This is a genomic window from Streptomyces caniferus, assembly GCF_009811555.1.
Taxonomy (GTDB): domain Bacteria; phylum Actinomycetota; class Actinomycetes; order Streptomycetales; family Streptomycetaceae; genus Streptomyces; species Streptomyces caniferus.
Genome location: NZ_BLIN01000003.1, coordinates 887,235 through 905,194, shown reverse-complemented (window position 1 = coordinate 905,194; position 17,960 = coordinate 887,235). Strand labels below are relative to the sequence as shown.

The following is a 17,960-nucleotide window of genomic DNA, read 5'->3' as shown; positions in this document are numbered from 1 at the left end:
CAAGTCCCCCCTGCCAGTCTGATGCCGCCGCCTGCGCGGCGCGTAACGAAGGGAAGGTCCGCCGTGGCGCCGACCGTCACCACCACCGGCACGACCCATGTCACCGAGCACACCGTCACGGTCGCCGCCCCGCCCGGCACCGTCTACGCCCTGGTCGCCGACGTCACCGCCTGGCCGCAGGTCTTCGGGCCGACCGTGCACGTCGAGGTGCTGGAGGAGGCCCGCGGCGAACAGCTGCTGCACATCTGGGCGTTCGCCAACGGCGAGGTGCGCAACTGGACCTCCCGCCGCACCCTCGACCCCGCCACGCACACCATCACCTTCCGCCAGGTCGTCTCCGCCGCACCGGTGGCGTCGATGGGCGGCACCTGGCGGATACAGCCCGACGACGACGGCGGCTGCCGGGTGGTGCTGCTGCACGACTACCGTGCCGTCGGCGACGACCCGGCAGCCGTCGCCCTCATCGAGCAGGCGGTCGACCGCAACAGTCGCGCCGAACTGGAAGCGCTGAAGAACGCCGCCGAACTCGCCGGCCGGCGCCAGGAGACCACCTTCACGTTCAGCGACTCGGTGGAGATCGAGGGCGCCGCCGCCGATGTCTTCGCCTTCCTCGACCGTGCCGACCGGTGGCCCGAGCGGCTGCCGCACGTGGCGCGACTGCAGCTCACCGAGCACGAACCGGGCCTCCAGCACCTGGACATGGACACCCGCAGCCCGGACGGCTCCACCCACAACACCACCTCCGTGCGGATCTGCTTCGCCGACCGCGCGGAGATCGTCTACAAGCAGCTGCGGGTGCCCGTCGCCATGGCGGGGCACACCGGCCGCTGGGAAATCACGCCACACGGGCCGCGCGGCACGGGCGTGACCGCCACCTCCTGGCACACTGTCACCCTCGATCCCGAGGGGGTGCGTCAGACGCTCGGGCCCGAGGCGACGCTCGAAGAGGCCCGCACCTTGGTGCGCACGGCACTGGGGACCAACAGCTCGACCACGTTGCGCCATGCCAAGCAGTTCGCGGAGGAAGCACATGCCCGGACGTGACCTCAACGGGCCCGTCACCGTCATCAACCGGTTCCGCGTCAAGGGCGACACCGGCAAGTTCGAGCGGGAGTTCCACGAGCACTCCCAATTCCTGCGCCGACAGCGGGGCTTCGACTTCCTCGTGACGGTCCGGCTCGTCGAACAGCCGCACATCTACGTGCACCTGGGGCACTGGCGCAGTCTGCGGGACTTCCTGGACGTGGTCCACGACGACACCTTCCTCGACCGGGTGCGCCACCTCGGAGCGCTCGTGGAGACCGAGGCCGACCAGGCCGTCAGCGTGGGGCGGATGCTCCACCACGACGCCGTCGTCGGCGACGCGGACGTCGTCCTCACCCACGCCCGGGTCCGCGGCTCCGGCGCCGAGTTCGAGCGCCGCTTCGCGGAGCTGACGGACCATTGGTCCCGGCTCGACGGCTTCGGCGGCAGCGACCTGCTGCGCTCCACCCTCAGCCCCATGACCTATGTCGGGCTGTCGTGGTGGCGGAACGGCGACGCCTGCGTCTCCGCGCTCGACGACCCGCGGGGCGTCGACCGCCTGCGGGACGTCTCCGAGATCGCCGACGTCACCACCGAACGCACCGTGCACATGGCCTACCAGCGCGTCATCCGCTGACACCGTACGAAGCGCGCACCCCCGGAGCCGAGGACCCACCGGTCCTCGGCCCCTGCCGTTCCCGCCCGCGACCGCCCGGGTACAGCGATCTTTACGGGCGGACACGAGTGCCCTTCGAGCGCCCCGGCGCATCCTGCGGACATGGCCAACGACATACGGTTCACCGTGGTCCGGGGGAGACCGGACGAGGCCGAACTCGCCGCCGTCACCGCCGTGTTGCTCGCCGTACTGCGGACCGGTGAAGCCGCCGGCCCCGGAGCCGGCGAGCCGCCGGTGCCACGTGCCGGATGGGGCCGCGCGCACCGCCCGCGCCGCGCACCCGTCGGCTGGTCCACGCCATGACCCCGCGGCCGCCGCGCGCACCGCACCACCGGTCCCCGCACCTCACCGGAGGCGTCGCGCCCGGCGACCGCACCGCACCGCCGCAGGGGCCGACCGGGGCCCGTACACCACGACATGGGAGGGGGAGGCGTTGAACGGCAACCATGACTTCGCCCAGCTCGTCCGCTCCAGGGCCGCCCAGACGCCCGACCGGGAAGCGCTGATCGTGCTGCCCGCATACGAGGGCCGGGCCCAGCCCGAAGTGGTGACCTACCGAGCGCTGGACGAGGGCGCCCGGCGCCTGGCCGGCTGGCTGCAGGAACGCGGGGCCGCCGGCGAACGGGTGCTGATCGTGCACAGCGACCGCCGGCTGTTCGCCCTCAGCTTCCTGGCCTGCCTCTACGCGGGCGCCCTCGCCGTCCCGGTGCCGCCGCCCGACGGCCGCGGCCACCTCGAAGCCCGCCTCGCCGGCATCGTCAAGGACGCCGCGCCGCTCCTCGCCCTGGCCGACGGGGCCGGCGCGCCGGACGTCTCCCGGCTGCTCGCCCGGCACGGCCACGGCCACATCCCCTGCCTCGCCACCGATGTGGTCCCCGCCTCCGGGGCCTGGCACGAACCGGATCTGCCGGGCGACACGGTCGCCTTCCTCCAGTACACCTCCGGCTCCACCCGCGAACCGCGCGGCGTGGTGGTCACCCACGACAACCTCCTCGCCAACCAGCGGGCGATCAGCCGGGTGCTCCACACCCTGCCCGGCGCCCGCCTCGGCGGCTGGCTGCCCTTCCACCACGACATGGGCCTGATCGGTCAGTTGCTGCACCCGCTGTGGCTCGGCGGCAGCAGCGTGCTGCTCTCGCCCGAGGCGTTCGTCCGCCGCCCGGTGCGCTGGCTGGAGGCGATCCAGCAGCACCGCGTCACCGTCAGCGGCGCCCCGGACTTCGCCTACGACCTGTGCGCCCGGCGGGTCACCGACGAACAGCTCGCCGGCCTGGACCTGTCCGGATGGGAGATGGCGGTCAGCGGCGGCGAACCGGTGCGCCCGGCCACGCTCCGCGCCTTCGCCGAACGGTTCGCCCCGGCCGGCCTGCGCCCCGAGGTACTCACCCCCTGCTACGGCCTCGCCGAGGCGACCCTGCTGGTGTCCGGCGCACCGGCCGGCACCGAGCGCCGCGAGCTGACCGCCGACGCCGCCGCCCTGGAGACCCATGAGCTGCGGGCCCCTGCCGACGGCGCCCCCCGGCGCCGGCTCGCCGACTGCGGCGAACCCGCCGACGGCACCCTGCTGATCGTCGACCCGGCCACCCGCAAGCCGCTCCCCGACGGCCGCATCGGCGAGATCTGGCTGCGCGGCGACAGCGTCGCCCGCGGCTACTGGCGCCGCCCCGCCGAGACCGCCGCGGCCTTCGACGGCACCACCGCGGCCGGGCACGGCGGCCACCTGCGCACCGGCGACCTCGGCACCTGCGAGGACGGCCGGCTGTATGTGACCGGTCGGCTCAAGGACATGATCGTGGTGGCCGGCCGCAACCTCTATCCGCAGGACCTGGAGACCACCGTCCAGCGGCTCAGCGCCCTGTTCGGGGCCGCCACCGCCTTCGTCGTCCCCGGCGAACGCGAACGCGTCGTCGTCGTCCAGGAGTTGCGGGCCGGCGCCCGCTACGACACCGATCTCGCCGCGCTCACCTCCGCGGTCGGCGCGGCCCTGACCGACGAGTACGACGTACGGGCCGGGGCGGTGCTGCTGGTGCGGCCCGGGACGGTCCGTCGCACCACCAGCGGCAAGGTCGAACGCGCGGCGATGCGCCGGCTGTTCCTCCAGGGCGAGCTGCGGCCACTGCACCAGCAGATCGAGCCCGACGTCCAGGAACTGCTGCCGGCCGGGAGCCTGCGGTGAGCGGCCCGGCGCAGGACCGCATCGACCGGCTGGAGTCCGCGTTCGGCCCGCTGGACGACCCCGCGAACCCCTGCGGCCAGGACGCCCTGCTCGCCGCGGACTCCGCCGGCGAGGCGCTCGCCGCGGCGGAAGCGGTGCTGGACGCCTTCGCCCTCGACGCCGAGTTCGTGCCGGAGCGCCACGGCGGGCGGCTGGCGCGGATGGACGTCCTGGGCCGGGTGCTGCGCCCGGTCTTCCGCCGCGACGCCTCCCTGGGCTTCGGCTACGGACTGAACTGCTTCTTCGCGGCCGTCCCGGTATGGACCGGAGGGCAGGACGACCAGTGCGCGCTGGCCGCCCGGCTGCTGCTGGAGGGCCGGCGGATCGCGGTCGCCCGGCACGAGGTCGCCCACGGCAACGCCTTCGTCCGCGAGGAGTTCGCCGCCGAACCCGTCGCGGAGGGCTTCCGGCTCCACGGCAGCAAATCCGTCATCGCCAACGCCGCCCGCTCCACGGGGCTGGTGGTGTTCGCGCGCACCGGCGAGACCCGGGGCCGCACCCACTCGGTGCTGCTGCTCGACCGCGACCGGCTGCCCGCCGGACGGGTCACGAACCTGGGCCGCCGCGCCACCAACGGCATGCGCAGCACCGACTTCAGCGGACTGAGCATCACCGACTGCGTCGTCCCGCACGAGGCGCTGGTCGGCTCGCTCGGCGACGGCTACGAGCTCAGCCTGCGCTCCTCCCTCGTCATCCGGGGCCTGATCCCGTCCATCGTGCTGTCCGGCGCCGACACCGCGCTGCGCACCGTCGCCCGGTTCGCCACCCGGCGCCGCGCCGACGGTCGCTCCTCGCTCGACGTGCGGCACGTACGGGACGTGCTGACCGGCGCGTTCCTCGATCTGCTGCTCAGCGACTGCCTGGCCGCCGTCGCCACCCGGGCACTGCATCTGCTGCCCCGCCAGATGAGCGCCTACGCCGCCGCTGCCGCCTACCAGGCGCCCAAGCTGCTCGCCGAGTCGATGGACGAGATGTCGGCGGTGCTGGGAAAGGCGACCTTCGCCGAGGCGGGGGCGTACGCCATGTTCCAAAAGCAGCTGCGGGACCTGCCGGTCACCTCGCTCGGGCACGCCGGCAGCGCCGGCCGGCAGGTCAGTCTGCTGCCGCAACTGCCGTACTTCGCCCGCAACGCCTGGTTCGCCGACCCCGAGGCGCCGGCCGCGCTGTTCCGCATCCACGACGGACTGCCGCCGCTGGACCTGTCGGAGCCGGCGCTGCTGGGCGACGGCGACCCGCTCGCCGCGACCCTGGTGGCCTGCACCGACCGGCTGGAGGCCGCCGCGACCCGGGACGGCACCCTGCGTTTCCTCGCCCGCGCCTTCACCACCGAACTCGCCGATCTGCGCAAGGCGTTCACCGACATCGCCCCCGACGACCGCAAGGCGATCGCCAGCCCGCACGCGTTCGGTCTGGCCGACCGCTACTCCCTCGTGCTGACCGCGGCCGCCTGTCTGGGGGTGTGGCACGAACAGCGCGCCGGCTCGGACGCCTTCCTCGCCGACCCGTCCTGGGCGACCGCCGCGCTCTACCGCCTCGGCCGCCGCCTGGGCCTGCCGCTGCCCGACCGCCCGGCCGCCGACGAGGAACGCGTACTGGCCGAGGTGCTGGCCCGGCTCCACGGCCGCCGCAGCTACGACCTGTACGGATCCGCGCTGGCCTGACCGGCCGCGCACCCCGTCGCCGTACCGACGCACCCGACCTGCCCAGGAGGAGCCCGCCATGCACAGCACCCCGCCGTCCACCCCGCCGAACGAACCGGACTACGAGGGCTGGCTCACCGCGCGCCTGCGGCACTACCTCGGCCGGCCGGTCGCGGCCGATGTCGCCTTCGCGGAGTACGGGCTGGACTCGGTGGCGGCGCTGAGCCTCTACGGCGACATCGAGGAGGAGTTCGGCCCGCTGATCGACCCGACCGACATCTGGGACTACCCCACCGTGCGGGAACTCACCCGCTACCTCCAGCTCCGCGACATCCGGCCCTGCGGCGGCCGGCGGATCCGCGCCGCCTTCGTCTTCACCGGCCAGGGCTGCCAGCACCCGGGGATGACCGCCGGCCTCTACATGCACTCCACCGGCTACCGCGGCTACCTCGACGAGGCGGCCGACGTCCTGCGGCCCTACACCGGCCTGTCCGTCGTCGACCTGATCCTCAGTGGCGACCGCCGGATCCACCGGACCGCCTTCACCCAGCCCGCGCTGTTCGCCGTGCAGTACGCCCTGGCCCGCACCCTGGAGGAGGCCGGGGTGCGGCCGGTCGCGGTGCTCGGCCACGGCATCGGCGAGTACGCCGCGGCCACCGTCGCCGGGGCCCTGCCGCTCGCCGACGCCGCCAAACTCGTCGCCCTGCGCGGGGCGTTCATGCAGTACCTGCCGTCCTCGGACGGCGGCATGATGGCCACCTGCGCCGCGCCCTACGAGGCCACCGAGGCGATCGCCGGCGAGCCGGGCGTCGTCATCGGCGCGATCAACGCCGCCCGGGCGACCGTGCTCTCCGGGGAACTGGCCGGCCTCGAACGGGTCCGGGGCCGGCTGGAGGAGCGGGGAATCCGCTGCACCATGCTGGAGGTGTCGCACTCCTTCCAGTCGCCGCTGATGGAGCCGATGCTGCCGCGCTTCGAGGCGGTCGCCCGCCGGCTGCCCGGCGGCGCCCCGCGGCTGCCCTACTACTCCACGGTCCACGGCAGGCTCACCACCCAGCCGCTCTACGCGCCGTACTGGAGCCGGCAGATCACCGCCCCGGTCCGGTTCGCCGACGCGGCACGGCAACTGCTCGACCAGGAGACCCCCAGCCATGTCGTGGAGATCGGCCCGCGGGTGGTGCTCACCCCGTTCGTCCGCCGGATGGGCGGTTCGGCGGGTCCGGTCTGCCTCGGGGTGTGCCGCGGCCCGGAGAGCAACGCCGTCGACCTGGCCGGTGTGCTGTCCGCGCTCGACGCCGGCCCGCTGTCCGACCCGCTGGTGCGGGCCTGACATGGCACCGGCGTCCCCCGCTGCCGGGCCCCCGCTGTGCCGCCCCCGGGCCGTCGTCGGACCACAGGGGCCGTGGCACTCGGTCCACGACGACCTGTCCGCCACCGGTGTGGTCCTCGTCTACGGGCGGCTGGCCCAGTGGCTGCCGCACATCCAGGACGTGGCCCGGGTGCGGCCCGTACTCGGCCGCGACTGGCACCGCTACCAGACCCTGACCCATCCCCGGGCCAAGGAACGGTTCCTGGCCTCGCGACTGCTGCTGCGCCACGCCGCCGCGGTGGCCATCGAGACCGCACCGGACCTGGTGGACCTGGCCTACCAGCCCGGCGGCCGGCCGTTCGTGCGCGGCTGCGACCAGATCGACATCAGCCTCAGCCACACCGAGGAGGTGATGGTGGTCGGCATCACCAGCCGCGGACGGGTGGGCGTCGACGTGGAGCTGGCGGCGCGCCGGATGGCCGGCACCGGCTCGGAGGCGCAGGGCTGCACCCCCTACGAGCGGCAGCGGCTGGACGCGGCCGACGGCCGTGACCGCAATGACACGCTGGTGCGGCTGTGGACGCTCAAGGAGGCGTACAGCAAGGCGCTGGGACAGGGACTGCGGTTCCGCTTCACCGAGTTCGGCTTCGCCCTGGACGGTACCTGGGCCCGGCTGGTCGGGCCCGACGGGCGGGACGCGGGGGCCGACGACTGGGTCTTCGCCACCTTCGCCGTCGACGGCAAGTACGTCGTCAGCGCCGCCGTGCAGGACGCGGGGTTCGGCGGCGGCACCGACCTGTCGGTCCAGACGGCCCTGGACGCCGGCCTGTTGGACGCCCTGCTGGACACGACCGGCTGACCGCGCGCCGGTCGTGCCCCCGCCGGACCGCCGCCGTCACGGGATCCAGCCGGCCTCCTCCGCTATCCGGACCGCGTCGATCCGGTTGCGGGCGTTGAGCTTGGCGACGATGGCCGTGAGGTAGTTGCGGACGGTTCCCTGCGACAGGAACAGACAGCCGGCGATCTCCGCGGCGTCCGCGCCGCGCGCGGCCAGCCGCAGCACCTCCAGCTCGCGCGGCGAGAGCGGGTTCTCGGGGGAGTCCCAGGCGGCCAGGGCCAGTTGGGGGTCGATCACCCGCCGCCCCGCCGCCACGCTCCGCACCGCCTGGGCGAGCTGGTCGGGCGGTGCGTCCTTCAACAGGAAGCCCGTCACCTGGGAGGCCAGCGCGCGGCGCAGGGTCCCCGGACGGCCGAGGGAGGTGAGGATCAGCGTGCGGCAGTCCGGGAGACGCTGGTGCAGCTCCGCGGCGGCGGTCAGCCCGTCGATGCCCGGCAGATCGATGTCGACGACGGCGACATCGGGCCGGCTGGCGAGCGCGGCTTCCACGATCTTGTCGCCGCGGTCCACGGAAGCGATCACCCGCAGGTCCGGTTCCAGTTCCAGAAGGGCGATGAGCGCACCGCGGATCATGTGCACGTCCTCGGCGAGCAGGATCTTGACGGCGAGCATTGGCAGGTCTCCCCCGGCCGGCAGGTGCCCGGCCGCGGCCGGGCAGACATCGATCAGGCCGCGGGTCTCGCGGCCATCCGGTCTTGCGTCGTGCGCGCGGCGATCGGCCGCGTCGGCGCCTGGGCAACCATCCGGAAGCATCCGTCGCGCGTCCGCTCCGCCTCCAGCCGCCCGCCGACCGCACCGAGCCGGGCCTTGAGATTGCCGATTCCGCTGCCGCTGTGGGGGGAGAGCGCGGGCAGATCGTCGGGGACACCGTCGTTGGTCAAGGTCAGCGTCACTCTCTCCTCTTCCGTGACGGCGCTGATGCGACAGGTCTCGACCTTGCTGTGACGGAGGATGTTGGTGACACCCTCGCGCAGCGCGGTCGCGAGCACGGTGTCTATGACCGGATGCAGATGTCCGCAGGCGATCTCGACCTCCGCCTCCACGTCCGCCGAGGCCAGGATCGCCGCGGCGGAGTCCGCCTCCGCGGCGAGCGACATGTCACGGTAGCCGCTGGCCACCGTGCGCACATCCGACAGCGCCTGACGGGAGATGTCCAGCAACGAGGCGACCTCCTCGCGGGCCTGCTCCGGCCGGCCGGGCACCAGGCGGTAGATCAGCTCGCTCTTGAGCGTGATCGCGGAGAGGCTGTAGCCCAGCAGGTCGTGCAGGTCCCGCGAGAAGCGCAGCCGCTCCTGCGAGACGGCCAGCCGGGCGAGTTCGGCGCGCGAGCGGTGCACCTCCTGGACGAGGTCGGTGAGCCGGGACAGTCCGTAGATCACCAGGCCCGTGAAGAGCGTCGACAGCACCAGATAGGACGTCTCCAGCCAGCTGAGCGACACCACCAGCTGGAAGGAGGCGGGGACCGCGACGGTCGCCGCGAACGGGATCCACGCCCGCGGGAACGGCACCAGAAGCAGAATCGATCCCGCCAGCGGACCGGTCATGCTGACCCAGGTGCGGTGGAAGATCAGGACAGGTGCGTAGGTGAAGACCGCCTGGGTCAGCAGCATCAGGACCCGGGTCCGCGTCGTCCAGCGCTGGGCCCGTGTGGAGGAGTGCAGGAACTGCAGGAGGAACACGGCCAGCACGATGGCCACCGACGCGGCCAGCGTCGGCGTATCGGCGCTGTACTCCAGGGAGTTGAGCGAGACCACGATCGACAGGCACAGCAGCACCACGATGGTGATGGTCCGGGCGAGCCGCGGCGCGGGAAGATCGCGGTCGGGCAGCCCCGCGGGCCATCGCGCACGCTGCGGTAACGGCTCCGCGTCGGCATCGGACGGAACGCCGGTGACACCCATGTATGCCCCCCCGTGCCTTGGCTGCGCGGCTCTCGGACGTGACAGCATAGTATGGCCCAATCCTGGGTCCGGACCGTCCGTGGAGCGGGTTTTGCGGAGGTGGGCGGGGCCTCTGGCATATGGCCCGAGGACTGTCGGGACGCCCCCTTCTACACGAAGAGCGGGACGGGGTTGAGGTCCGCGTAGCGCGTCGGACGCGACAGCCGGCCCTCGGCCACGGGAACGTCGAAGAGCCTGCCGGGAGCGAACCGCGCCCAGAAGTGCCGCAGCCCCGGCACCAGCACCGCCACCACCGGAATACCCACGTCCGGTCTGGTCTGGTCCAGGACCAGCAATTCCAGCCCCCGAGCGGCCACCAGCCGCTTCGCCGCCTCGATGTCCTCGCGCAGATCGCCTCGCGGCCGGTAGCCGTAACTCCCCGGTGCGCGGGCGCTCTGCCCGGCGTCGGGCAGCAGGTACGGCTGCCCGGCCACCGTCGCCCCGGTCCACCACGCGAGCAGATCACGGTCCCGGGTGAGGTACCCCGTGCCGTCCTCGCGGGCGCCCAGCACGGGGGGCAGCAGCTGGTTCATCTCGGTCAGGGCGCGGCGCAGCGCCAAGCGCGGGTCGAAGTGCGCCCCGAACCCGAAGGTGATGTCCTGCGCGGCCTTGTCCCGGCGCCGGGAGACGGCCGCGACCACCGGAATGCCGAAGTCCGAGGTGAGGTCCAGCGCCCACACCTCGCGGTGCAGATCCCGTTCGTAGGCCGTGCGCAGCCCGGCGATCCACGGCTCGTCGAAGGCGTCGAGGTCCACCGCGGTGTGCCGGGTCCGGTTGTACCACCACTGGGCGACCGCGTCCCGCTCCACCAGCTCCAGGAAGCCCTGCACGATCGCGTCCTCCAGGCTGCTGCCGGCCGCCCTGCCGTTGGAGTCGGCCGGCACGGCGGGCGGGGCGCCGTCCGGGCCCGGCCCGAAGTACAACAGCGAGGTGGGCAGCAGGCGTTGGCGGCCGTGGGTCAGCGACCACACCGGGGTCCACTCGGCGGGAGCGGTGGCGTCGAAGGGCGCGGCGACCCGCTGGAGCGGTGAGGCGGCCGCGTTCCAGCTCTCGCGGTCACGGAACTGCCGTGCCGCCCACAACTGGCAGCGGTTGGGATGCAGCGCGTCGCCGCCCAGCGCCCGCAGCGAGTCACGGATCACCGGCTCATCACCCTGACGCGTTCCCGAATAGCGCTCCACGGCCTCGCACAGCGCACTGACCTGCGCCTCGACCGCGGTCACGCCCTTGCCGCCGCTGAGGCTGCGCAGCCCGCCGCGCAGCCAGCCCAGCCCACCGCCGAGCGCCACGTTGTGTCCCGAGGTGTAACAGTGCAGCGCGGCGGGGGCGTTGTCCGCCCGCCGGATCTCGCTGACGACGCCGGTCACCGGCCCCACCAGGTGGCCGTGGCGCGCCAGCATCTGCTCCGGGGGCAGCGCCCGGTGGTTGCCGCCGCCGTGCGCGGCCTTGGGGCGCGGGAGAGGCACCACCGGCCGGCACACCGTCCGCGCCACCAGCCCCGGGTCACCGCACCCCGGGCACTGGGGTCTTCGGTGCACGGTGTGGTGCCGGGTGTGCAGCGTCAGGGTGTCCAGCGCACAGACCGCGTCATGGCTCTCCCGCCGCACCCCGCCCAGCCAGGTCGCCGCCATCAGCACCGCCAACTGCAGGCCCATGGCGCGCCCGGCGGCCAGCGAGGCCTCGGGCGCCGCCACCGGGCGGTCGGCCCCCAGGGCGCGCTGCACCGCCAGTTCGGCCCGCCGGTGCCCGCGCAGCCGGTCGGCCAGACAGTGCCAGCAGGCGCCCTCGTGCGGCCGGAAGACCGGCCCGGCCCACGGCTCCGCGCCGCCGGGACGCACCGGCAGCCAGGGCCGCCCCTGCGCCCGGTGCCAGGAGTCGAGTGCCGCGAGGTCCGGGGCCAGATAGTCGTCGCAGAGCACCAGGGAGAGATCCGCCGCGCCCGCGGACGGGCCGCCGCCGGGGCCGGGCACGGCCACCGTGAGGCCGGAGTCGGCGCATGCGGTGCGCAGTCCGTCGGCCGCACCCCGGCCCACGGTCAGGATCTCGACGGTCGGCCGGAGGCGCGCCGGGGCGGACCGCAGGCCGGAGACCTCCGCCAGATCCCAGAACGCGGCGGCCGCGCCGTCGGACGGCGCACCGGGCGCGGGGCGGTAGCCGATCAGCCCGGCCGTCGCCAGCTCGGCCACCACCGCGCCGGCCTGCACCGCGGGCAGCTCCCGCGCCGCCTCCGTCAGCAGTGCCGACAGCGTCCGGGTCCCGTCGAGCAGCGGCGCGACGACCTCGGCGGGCCGGCCGAACAGCGCGGTGACGCCCCGCCCGGACAGCAGATAGGTGGCCTCGTCGGGCACCACCTCGGCACGCAGATGGCGGCGGAAGCCGACGAAGGGCTCCGTGGTCTCCACGACGTCAGACGGCGTACGGGATACCGGTCAGCAGCGTGGTGGCCGTGGCGTCAGGCCGTCCCAGATCCTCGATGACGAGCGACGGCGCGGTGTAGACGGGCTCCGCGCCCAGCAGCCCGAACTCGGCGAACACGGCCGCCGGGTCGTCGGTGTAACGGCGCTTCAGGTCGGGCTCCAGCCCCGCCCGGGCCACGAGTTCGGCGAAGCGGCAGAGGTCGGCGGCGGCGTCGGCCGCGGGGCGGGCAGGCATGGTCCGGTGCGTCGCGGGCATGTGACTGTTCCCTCCGTTGTCGGATGGGCCGTCCGGGGTGGCCTGAAGTGCTCGGCCCGACGACCCGGCGTCCGGTGAGGCAGTATTCTGCGGGCGCCGGAGGCACAGACCCCAGTGCCTGGTTCACCACATCGGCATGACATTTTCATGATTGTGCTCGTGAGTGGCTCACTGGGCTCGCGCGCTCCTCGGTGCGAACCTCGCTTGAAGCTCGAGATGACCCGCGGCCCCGTGGCCGGCGGTTGTGACTCACGAGGGGAGAGCACTCATGGAAATCAAGGTTCTGGGCCCGCTGACCGCCCACGAACACGGTGTGTCGCTGGTGCCGAGCGCCGCCAAACCGCGGCAGATACTCGCGCTGCTCGCGCTGCAGGGCGACCATGTGGTGACCGTGCCCACGCTGATGGAAGAGATCTGGGGACAGAACGTGCCGCGCAGCGCGGCCACCACCCTGCAGACCTACATCCTCCAGCTGCGCCGCAAGATCGCGGTGGCCCTGGACGGCGACCCCGTGCGCAACGCCAAGGAAGTCCTGGTCACCCAGCACGGCGGCTACCTCCTCCAGATCCAGCCCGGCCAGGTCGACGTCCAGGAGTTCGAGCAGCTCGCCCTGTCGGGACGCGGCGCCTACGACGCCCACGACTACGCCGCCGCCTCCGCCCTGCTGGGCAAGGCGCTGGCCGTCTGGCAGGGGCCCGCGCTGGTCGATGTGCCCGTGGGCGGGGTGCTGGAACTGGAGGTGCTCCGGCTGGAGGAGGACCGGATGGCCTGTCTGGAACGCCGGATCGACGCCGACCTCAAGCTCGGCCGGCACACCGAGGTGGTGCCCGAACTCTGCTTCCTCGCCGCCCGGAACCCCATGCACGAGAACTTCTGCGCCCAGTTGATGACCGCACTGCACTGCTCGGGCAGCTCCTGGCGTGCGCTGGAGGCGTACCAGCGGCTGCGCGAGGCGCTCGTCGGGGAGCTCGGCATCGAGCCGTCGGCCCGGCTCCAGCAGCTCCAACACGCCGTGCTCTCCGGCGACGTGAACCTCGGGCAGTCGCTGACCGCCACCGGCTGACGGCGGCCGGCCGGCCACCGCCGGGCAAGGACGGTCCGCACCGACCGCCGCCGCACCGCCGCGCGCTCTCCAGCGGAGTTCGAGCCGGCGTTCCTACGTTCTGCCGATGACGATCCTTCAGGAAACCGCGACGACGCCGCTCACCCCGCCGCGCCCCGACCTGGGCCGTGCCACCGCCGAGCTGCACCGCCTCAAGGAGGAGGTCGGCCGGGGCCCCGACGCGGCCGCCACCCGCCGCCAGCACACCAAGGGCAAGCTGACCGCGCACGAGCGGCTGGAACTCCTCTTCGACGAGGGCACCTTCACCGAGATCGAACCGCTGCGCCGGCACCGCGCCACCGGCTTCGGACTGGAGTCCCGCAAACCGCACGGCGACGGCGTGATCATCGGCTGGGGCCTGGTGCACGGCCGCACCGTCTTCGCCTACGCCCACGACTTCCGGGTGTTCGCCGGGGCGCTGGGCGAGGCGCATGCGACGAAGGTGCACAAGGTCATGGACCTCGCGGAGGCGTCCGGCGCCCCGCTGGTCTCGCTCAACGACGGCGCCGGCGCCCGCATCCAGGAAGGCGTCACCGCCCTCGCCGGCTACGGCGGCATCTTCCGCCGCAACGTCCGCGCGTCCGGGGTGATCCCGCAGATCTCCGTGATGCTCGGCCCGTGTGCCGGCGGCGCGGCCTACTCCCCGGCACTGACCGACTTCGTGTTCATGGTGCGCGAGACCGCCCAGATGTTCATCACCGGTCCGGACGTCGTCCAGGCGGTCACCGGCGAGAAGATCACCCACAACGGTCTGGGCGGCGCCGATGTGCACGCCGGGACCTCCGGCGTCGCCCACTTCGTCTTCGACGACGAGGCGGCCTGCCTGGAAGAGGTGCGCTGGCTGCTGTCGCTGCTGCCCCGCAACAACCGTGAACTCGCCGCGCCCGTACGGGGCGAGGACCCGGCGGACCGGCGCACCGACGCGCTCACCGCCCTGGTCCCCGCCGACCCCGGACGGGCCTACGACATTCGCGCGGTGATCGAGGAGATCGTCGACGACGGCGAGTACCTGGAGGTGCACGAGGGCTGGGCCCGCAATGTGGTGTGCGCCCTGGCCCGGATCGACGGGCAGACCGTCGGCGTGGTCGCCAACCAGCCGAACACCCTGGCCGGCGTGCTGGACATCCACGCCTCGGAGAAGGCCGCCCGCTTCGTCACCACCTGCGACGCCTTCAACATCCCGCTGGTGACGCTGGTGGACGTGCCCGGCTTCCTGCCGGGCGTCGACCAGGAGCACGGCGGCATCATCCGCCACGGCGCCAAGCTGCTGCACGCCTACTGCAACGCGACCGTGCCCCGTATCTCCCTCGTGCTGCGCAAGGCCTACGGCGGCGCGTACATCGTCATGGACTCCCGGTCCATCGGCGCCGATCTGTCCTTCGCCTGGCCCACCAACGAGATCGCGGTGATGGGCGCCGAGGGCGCGGCCAATGTCGTGTTCCGCCGCGAGATCGCCGCGTCCCCCGACCCGGAGGCCACCCGCGAGCGGCTCGTCAAGGAGTACAAGTCCGAGCTGATGCACCCCTATTACGCGGCCGAACGCGGCCTCGTCGACGACGTCATCGACCCCGGCGACACCCGGCGGGTGCTCGCGAGGTCGCTGGCCATGCTGCGCGAGAAGAAGGCCGAACTGCCCGACCGCAAGCACGGCATCGTCCCGACCTGAGACCGCCGGCACCTCGCTGACCTGCGACTTCGGTATCCCCGACGGCAGATCCACGCACATACGAGCGGGTATCGAGGCGAGGGCCGAACCATGGCGGAGCCGACAGCGGGGGAGCGCCACAAGCGGCCACCGAAGCTGTCCGCCGCGGCGGCGGGGCGCGGGGGTGCATCCTCCGCCCGGCCCCGGCCGCCGGGCTCATCGAGGAGCGGACCGACCGAAGGGAACACCGTGGCCCGCAACGTTCCGTCAGGCCCGTACCCGCAGGGGTACCCGGCCCCGTCGAAGGCGAGGTAGCGACGATGCGCAGAGTCGCCATCACAGGACTCGGGGCCGTGGCGCCCGGGGGAGTCGGCATCAAGAACTACTGGGACCTGCTGACCGCCGGCCGGTCGGCGACCCGCACGATCTCCTTCTACGACGCCTCCCCGTTCCGCTCGCGGGTCGCCGCCGAGTGCGACTTCGACCCCGCGGCCGCCGGGCTGACGCCCCAGGAGATCCGCCGGCTGGACCGCGCCGCGCAGTTCGCGGTCGTCTCCACCCGCGAGGCGCTCGCCGACAGCGGCCTGGAGACGGCCGGCATCGACCCGGGCCGGATCGGCACCTCCCTGGGCAGCGCGGTCGGCTGCACCACCAGCCTGGAGCGCGAGTACGTCGTCGTCAGCAACGGCGGACGCAGCTGGCAGGTCGACCACACCTATGCCGTCCCCGAGCTCTACCGGCACTTCGTGCCCAGCTCGATGGCCGCCGAGGTCGGCATGGCGGCCGGCGCCGAGGGGCCCGCGGCGGTCGTCTCCACCGGCTGCACCTCCGGCCTCGACTCCCTCGGCCACGCCGTCGAGCTGATCCGCGAGGGCACCTGCGACGTCATGATCGCGGGCGCCACCGAGGCCCCGATCTCCCCGATCACCTCGGCCTGTTTCGATGCCATCCACGCCACCACCCCGCGCAACGACACCCCGGAGAGCGCCTGCCGCCCCTTCGACCGCACCCGCAGCGGGCTGGTCCTCGGCGAGGGCGCCGCCGTCCTCGTCCTGGAGGAGCTGACGAGCGCACGGGCGCGGGGCGCGCACATCTACGCGGAGATCGCCGGGTTCGCCGCGCGCTGCAACGCGTACCACATGACCGGACTCAAGCCGGACGGCCGCGAGATGGCCCAGGCCATCGACGCCGCCCTGGCCGAGGCCCGGATCGACCCCACCGCCATCGACTACATCAACGCCCACGGCTCCGGCACCAAGATGAACGACCGGCACGAGACCGGCGCCTTCAAGCGCAGCCTCGGCGCGCACGCCCACCGCACCCCGGTCAGCTCCATCAAGTCCATGATCGGGCACTCGCTCGGCGCGATCGGCTCGCTGGAGATCGCCGCCTGCGCACTGGCCATGGAGCACTCGGTGCTGCCGCCCACCGCCAACCTGCACGAGCCCGACCCCGAACTCGACCTGGACTACATCCCGCTCACCGCCCGCGAACAGAAGACCGACACCGTCCTCAGCGTCGGCAGCGGATTCGGCGGTTTCCAGAGCGCGATGGTGCTGGCCCGCCCGGAGAGGAGCGCCGTATGACCGCCACGACCGTGGTGACCGGCCTCGGCATCACCGCGCCCAACGGCCTGGGCACCGAGGACTACTGGAAGGCCACCCTGGACGGCCGCTCCGGTATCGGCCCGGTCACCCGCTTCGACGCCTCGCAGTACCCCGCGACGCTGGCCGGCGAGGTCCCCGGGTTCGTCGCCGAGGAGCACATCCCCAGCCGGCTGATGCCGCAGACCGACCACATGACGCGCCTCGCCCTGACCGCCGCCGCCTGGGCCATCGACGACGCGGGGGTCGACGCGGCGGCCCTGCCCGAATACGGCATGGGCGTGGTCACCGCAGCCTCGGGCGGCGCCGTCGAGTTCGGCCAGCGCGAACTGCAGAACCTGTGGAGCAAGGGCAAGGAGTACGTCAGCGCCTACCAGTCGTTCGCCTGGTTCTACGCCGTCAACACCGGCCAGATCTCCATCCGGCACAAGATGCGCGGCCCCAGCGGAGTGCTGCTGACCGAACAGGCCGGCGGTATCGACTCGCTCGGCCACGCCCGGCGCCACATCCGCAAGGGCATCCCGCTGGTCGTCGCCGGCGGTGTCGACGCGGCCCTGTGCCCCTGGGGCTGGGTACCGCAGCTCGCCTCCGGGCGGATGAGCACCGTCTGCGACCCCGCCCGTGCCTACCTGCCGTTCTCGCCCGATGCCTGCGGATACGTGGCCGGGGAGGGCGGCGCGATCCTCGTCACCGAGGACGCCGGCAGCGCCTGCGAGCGCGGCGCCCGGCAGATCTACGGCGAGGTCGCCGGATACGCCGCCACTCTCGACCCGGCCCCCGGCTCCGGCCGTCCGCCCGGTCTGGGCCGGGCCGCGCGCCTCGCGCTGGCCGACGCCGGTCTCACCCCCGCGGACATCGATGTGGTCTTCGCCGACGCCGCGGGCGTACCGGAACCGGACCGGGAGGAGGCCGAGGCGATCTGCGCCCTCTTCGGCCCGCGGGCCGTGCCCGTCACCGCCCCCAAGACCATGACCGGCCGGCTGCTCGCCGGCGGCGCGGCCCTGGACGCGGCCACCGCGCTGCTCGCCCTCCGCGACGGCGTCATTCCCCCCACCGTCAACGTGGCCGCCCCGGCCACGGACTTCCCCCTCGATCTGGTCACCGGCTCACCGAGGGAGCAGGACCTGCGCGCCGCGCTGGTGCTCGCCCGCGGCCACGGTGGCTTCAACGCGGCCCTCGTCGTACGACGGCATGCCGCGACGACGGACCCGGCATCCGGCCGGAACGACTGAGAG

The 17,960-nt window shown here is 73.4% G+C and carries 15 protein-coding genes; 11 read left to right on the top strand and 4 right to left on the bottom strand.

All coding sequences use genetic code 11. The features are described from left to right. Positions 1-63: 63 nt before the first annotated feature. The 7 genes from Scani_RS12655 to Scani_RS12625 all read left to right on the top strand — a co-directional run bounded on the left by Scani_RS12655 (position 64) and on the right by Scani_RS12625 (position 7,722). Positions 64-1,044: an aromatase/cyclase gene (locus tag Scani_RS12655; protein ID WP_159473940.1), complete on the top strand. Its 981-nt coding sequence runs from the start codon at positions 64-66 to the stop codon at positions 1,042-1,044. Next, entirely contained in the window at positions 1,031-1,660 is a 630-nt protein-coding gene (locus tag Scani_RS12650) for an antibiotic biosynthesis monooxygenase family protein (protein WP_159473937.1), read from the top strand. The genes Scani_RS12655 and Scani_RS12650 overlap by 14 nt, the downstream gene beginning before the upstream one ends. A 141-nt stretch (positions 1,661-1,801) precedes the next feature. Beyond that, positions 1,802-2,002: an acyl-CoA carboxylase subunit epsilon gene (locus tag Scani_RS12645; protein WP_159473934.1), complete on the top strand. Its 201-nt coding sequence runs from the start codon at positions 1,802-1,804 to the stop codon at positions 2,000-2,002. A 130-nt stretch (positions 2,003-2,132) separates the two neighbouring features. Continuing rightward, complete coding sequence (locus Scani_RS12640; protein ID WP_159473931.1) at positions 2,133-3,875, top strand: fatty acyl-AMP ligase; 1,743 nt, start codon at positions 2,133-2,135, stop codon at positions 3,873-3,875. Beyond that, complete coding sequence (locus tag Scani_RS12635; RefSeq protein ID WP_159473928.1) at positions 3,872-5,575, top strand: acyl-CoA dehydrogenase family protein; 1,704 nt, start codon at positions 3,872-3,874, stop codon at positions 5,573-5,575. The genes Scani_RS12640 and Scani_RS12635 overlap by 4 nt, the downstream gene beginning before the upstream one ends. 58 nt (positions 5,576-5,633) lie before the next feature. Beyond that, positions 5,634-6,884: an acyltransferase domain-containing protein gene (locus Scani_RS12630; RefSeq protein WP_159473925.1), complete on the top strand. Its 1,251-nt coding sequence runs from the start codon at positions 5,634-5,636 to the stop codon at positions 6,882-6,884. Between the two features lies 1 nt (position 6,885). Further along, positions 6,886-7,722, top strand: coding sequence for a 4'-phosphopantetheinyl transferase family protein (locus Scani_RS12625; protein WP_159473922.1), 837 nt, complete (start codon positions 6,886-6,888; stop codon positions 7,720-7,722). Between the two features lie 36 nt (positions 7,723-7,758). Here Scani_RS12625 and Scani_RS12620 read toward each other — a convergent pair whose 3' ends face one another. The 4 genes from Scani_RS12620 to Scani_RS12605 form a co-directional block, all read right to left on the bottom strand. Further along, the gene (locus Scani_RS12620; RefSeq protein WP_086717492.1) at positions 7,759-8,373 is read right to left on the bottom strand and encodes a response regulator transcription factor; all 615 of its coding nucleotides are present in this window, start codon (positions 8,371-8,373) and stop codon (positions 7,759-7,761) included. A 53-nt stretch (positions 8,374-8,426) separates the two neighbouring features. Continuing rightward, a complete protein-coding gene (locus Scani_RS12615) occupies positions 8,427-9,662 on the bottom strand; it encodes a sensor histidine kinase (protein ID WP_159473886.1) in 1,236 nt (411 codons plus the stop codon). 149 nt (positions 9,663-9,811) lie between these two features. Beyond that, positions 9,812-12,103: a TOMM precursor leader peptide-binding protein gene (locus Scani_RS12610; RefSeq protein WP_159473883.1), complete on the bottom strand. Its 2,292-nt coding sequence runs from the start codon at positions 12,101-12,103 to the stop codon at positions 9,812-9,814. Positions 12,104-12,107: 4 nt separating this feature from the next. Next, a complete protein-coding gene (locus Scani_RS12605) occupies positions 12,108-12,374 on the bottom strand; it encodes a hypothetical protein (protein ID WP_159473880.1) in 267 nt (88 codons plus the stop codon). 268 nt (positions 12,375-12,642) lie between these two features. Here Scani_RS12605 and Scani_RS12600 point away from each other — a divergent pair, with 268 nt between their 5' ends. The 4 genes from Scani_RS12600 to Scani_RS12585 all read left to right on the top strand — a co-directional run bounded on the left by Scani_RS12600 (position 12,643) and on the right by Scani_RS12585 (position 17,957). Beyond that, on the top strand, positions 12,643-13,437 hold the full coding sequence (locus Scani_RS12600) for an AfsR/SARP family transcriptional regulator (protein WP_159473877.1): 795 nt from the start codon (positions 12,643-12,645) through the stop codon (positions 13,435-13,437). A gap of 106 nt (positions 13,438-13,543) precedes the next feature. After that, positions 13,544-15,142, top strand: a complete 1,599-nt coding sequence (locus tag Scani_RS12595) for an acyl-CoA carboxylase subunit beta (RefSeq protein WP_159473874.1) — start codon at positions 13,544-13,546, stop codon at positions 15,140-15,142. Positions 15,143-15,441: 299 nt separating this feature from the next. After that, entirely contained in the window at positions 15,442-16,707 is a 1,266-nt protein-coding gene (locus Scani_RS12590) for a beta-ketoacyl-[acyl-carrier-protein] synthase family protein (RefSeq protein ID WP_159473871.1), read from the top strand. After that, complete coding sequence (locus tag Scani_RS12585; RefSeq protein ID WP_159473868.1) at positions 16,704-17,957, top strand: ketosynthase chain-length factor; 1,254 nt, start codon at positions 16,704-16,706, stop codon at positions 17,955-17,957. Before Scani_RS12590 ends, Scani_RS12585 begins: the two co-directional genes overlap by 4 nt. The last annotated feature ends 3 nt before the right edge of the window (positions 17,958-17,960 follow it).

What these genes read in the sequence shown, in the direction of transcription:
- Scani_RS12585 (WP_159473868.1), top strand. Translation starts at nt 16,704, where the DNA reads ATGACCGCCACGACCGTGGTGACCGGCCTCGGCATCACCGCGCCCAAC.
- Scani_RS12650 (WP_159473937.1), top strand. Translation starts at nt 1,031, where the DNA reads ATGCCCGGACGTGACCTCAACGGGCCCGTCACCGTCATCAACCGGTTC.
- Scani_RS12615 (WP_159473886.1), bottom strand. Translation starts at nt 9,662, where the DNA reads ATGGGTGTCACCGGCGTTCCGTCCGATGCCGACGCGGAGCCGTTACCG.
- Scani_RS12645 (WP_159473934.1), top strand. Translation starts at nt 1,802, where the DNA reads ATGGCCAACGACATACGGTTCACCGTGGTCCGGGGGAGACCGGACGAG.
- Scani_RS12605 (WP_159473880.1), bottom strand. Translation starts at nt 12,374, where the DNA reads ATGCCCGCGACGCACCGGACCATGCCTGCCCGCCCCGCGGCCGACGCC.
- Scani_RS12590 (WP_159473871.1), top strand. Translation starts at nt 15,442, where the DNA reads ATGCGCAGAGTCGCCATCACAGGACTCGGGGCCGTGGCGCCCGGGGGA.
- Scani_RS12630 (WP_159473925.1), top strand. Translation starts at nt 5,634, where the DNA reads ATGCACAGCACCCCGCCGTCCACCCCGCCGAACGAACCGGACTACGAG.
- Scani_RS12620 (WP_086717492.1), bottom strand. Translation starts at nt 8,373, where the DNA reads ATGCTCGCCGTCAAGATCCTGCTCGCCGAGGACGTGCACATGATCCGC.
- Scani_RS12600 (WP_159473877.1), top strand. Translation starts at nt 12,643, where the DNA reads ATGGAAATCAAGGTTCTGGGCCCGCTGACCGCCCACGAACACGGTGTG.
- Scani_RS12595 (WP_159473874.1), top strand. Translation starts at nt 13,544, where the DNA reads ATGACGATCCTTCAGGAAACCGCGACGACGCCGCTCACCCCGCCGCGC.
- Scani_RS12625 (WP_159473922.1), top strand. Translation starts at nt 6,886, where the DNA reads ATGGCACCGGCGTCCCCCGCTGCCGGGCCCCCGCTGTGCCGCCCCCGG.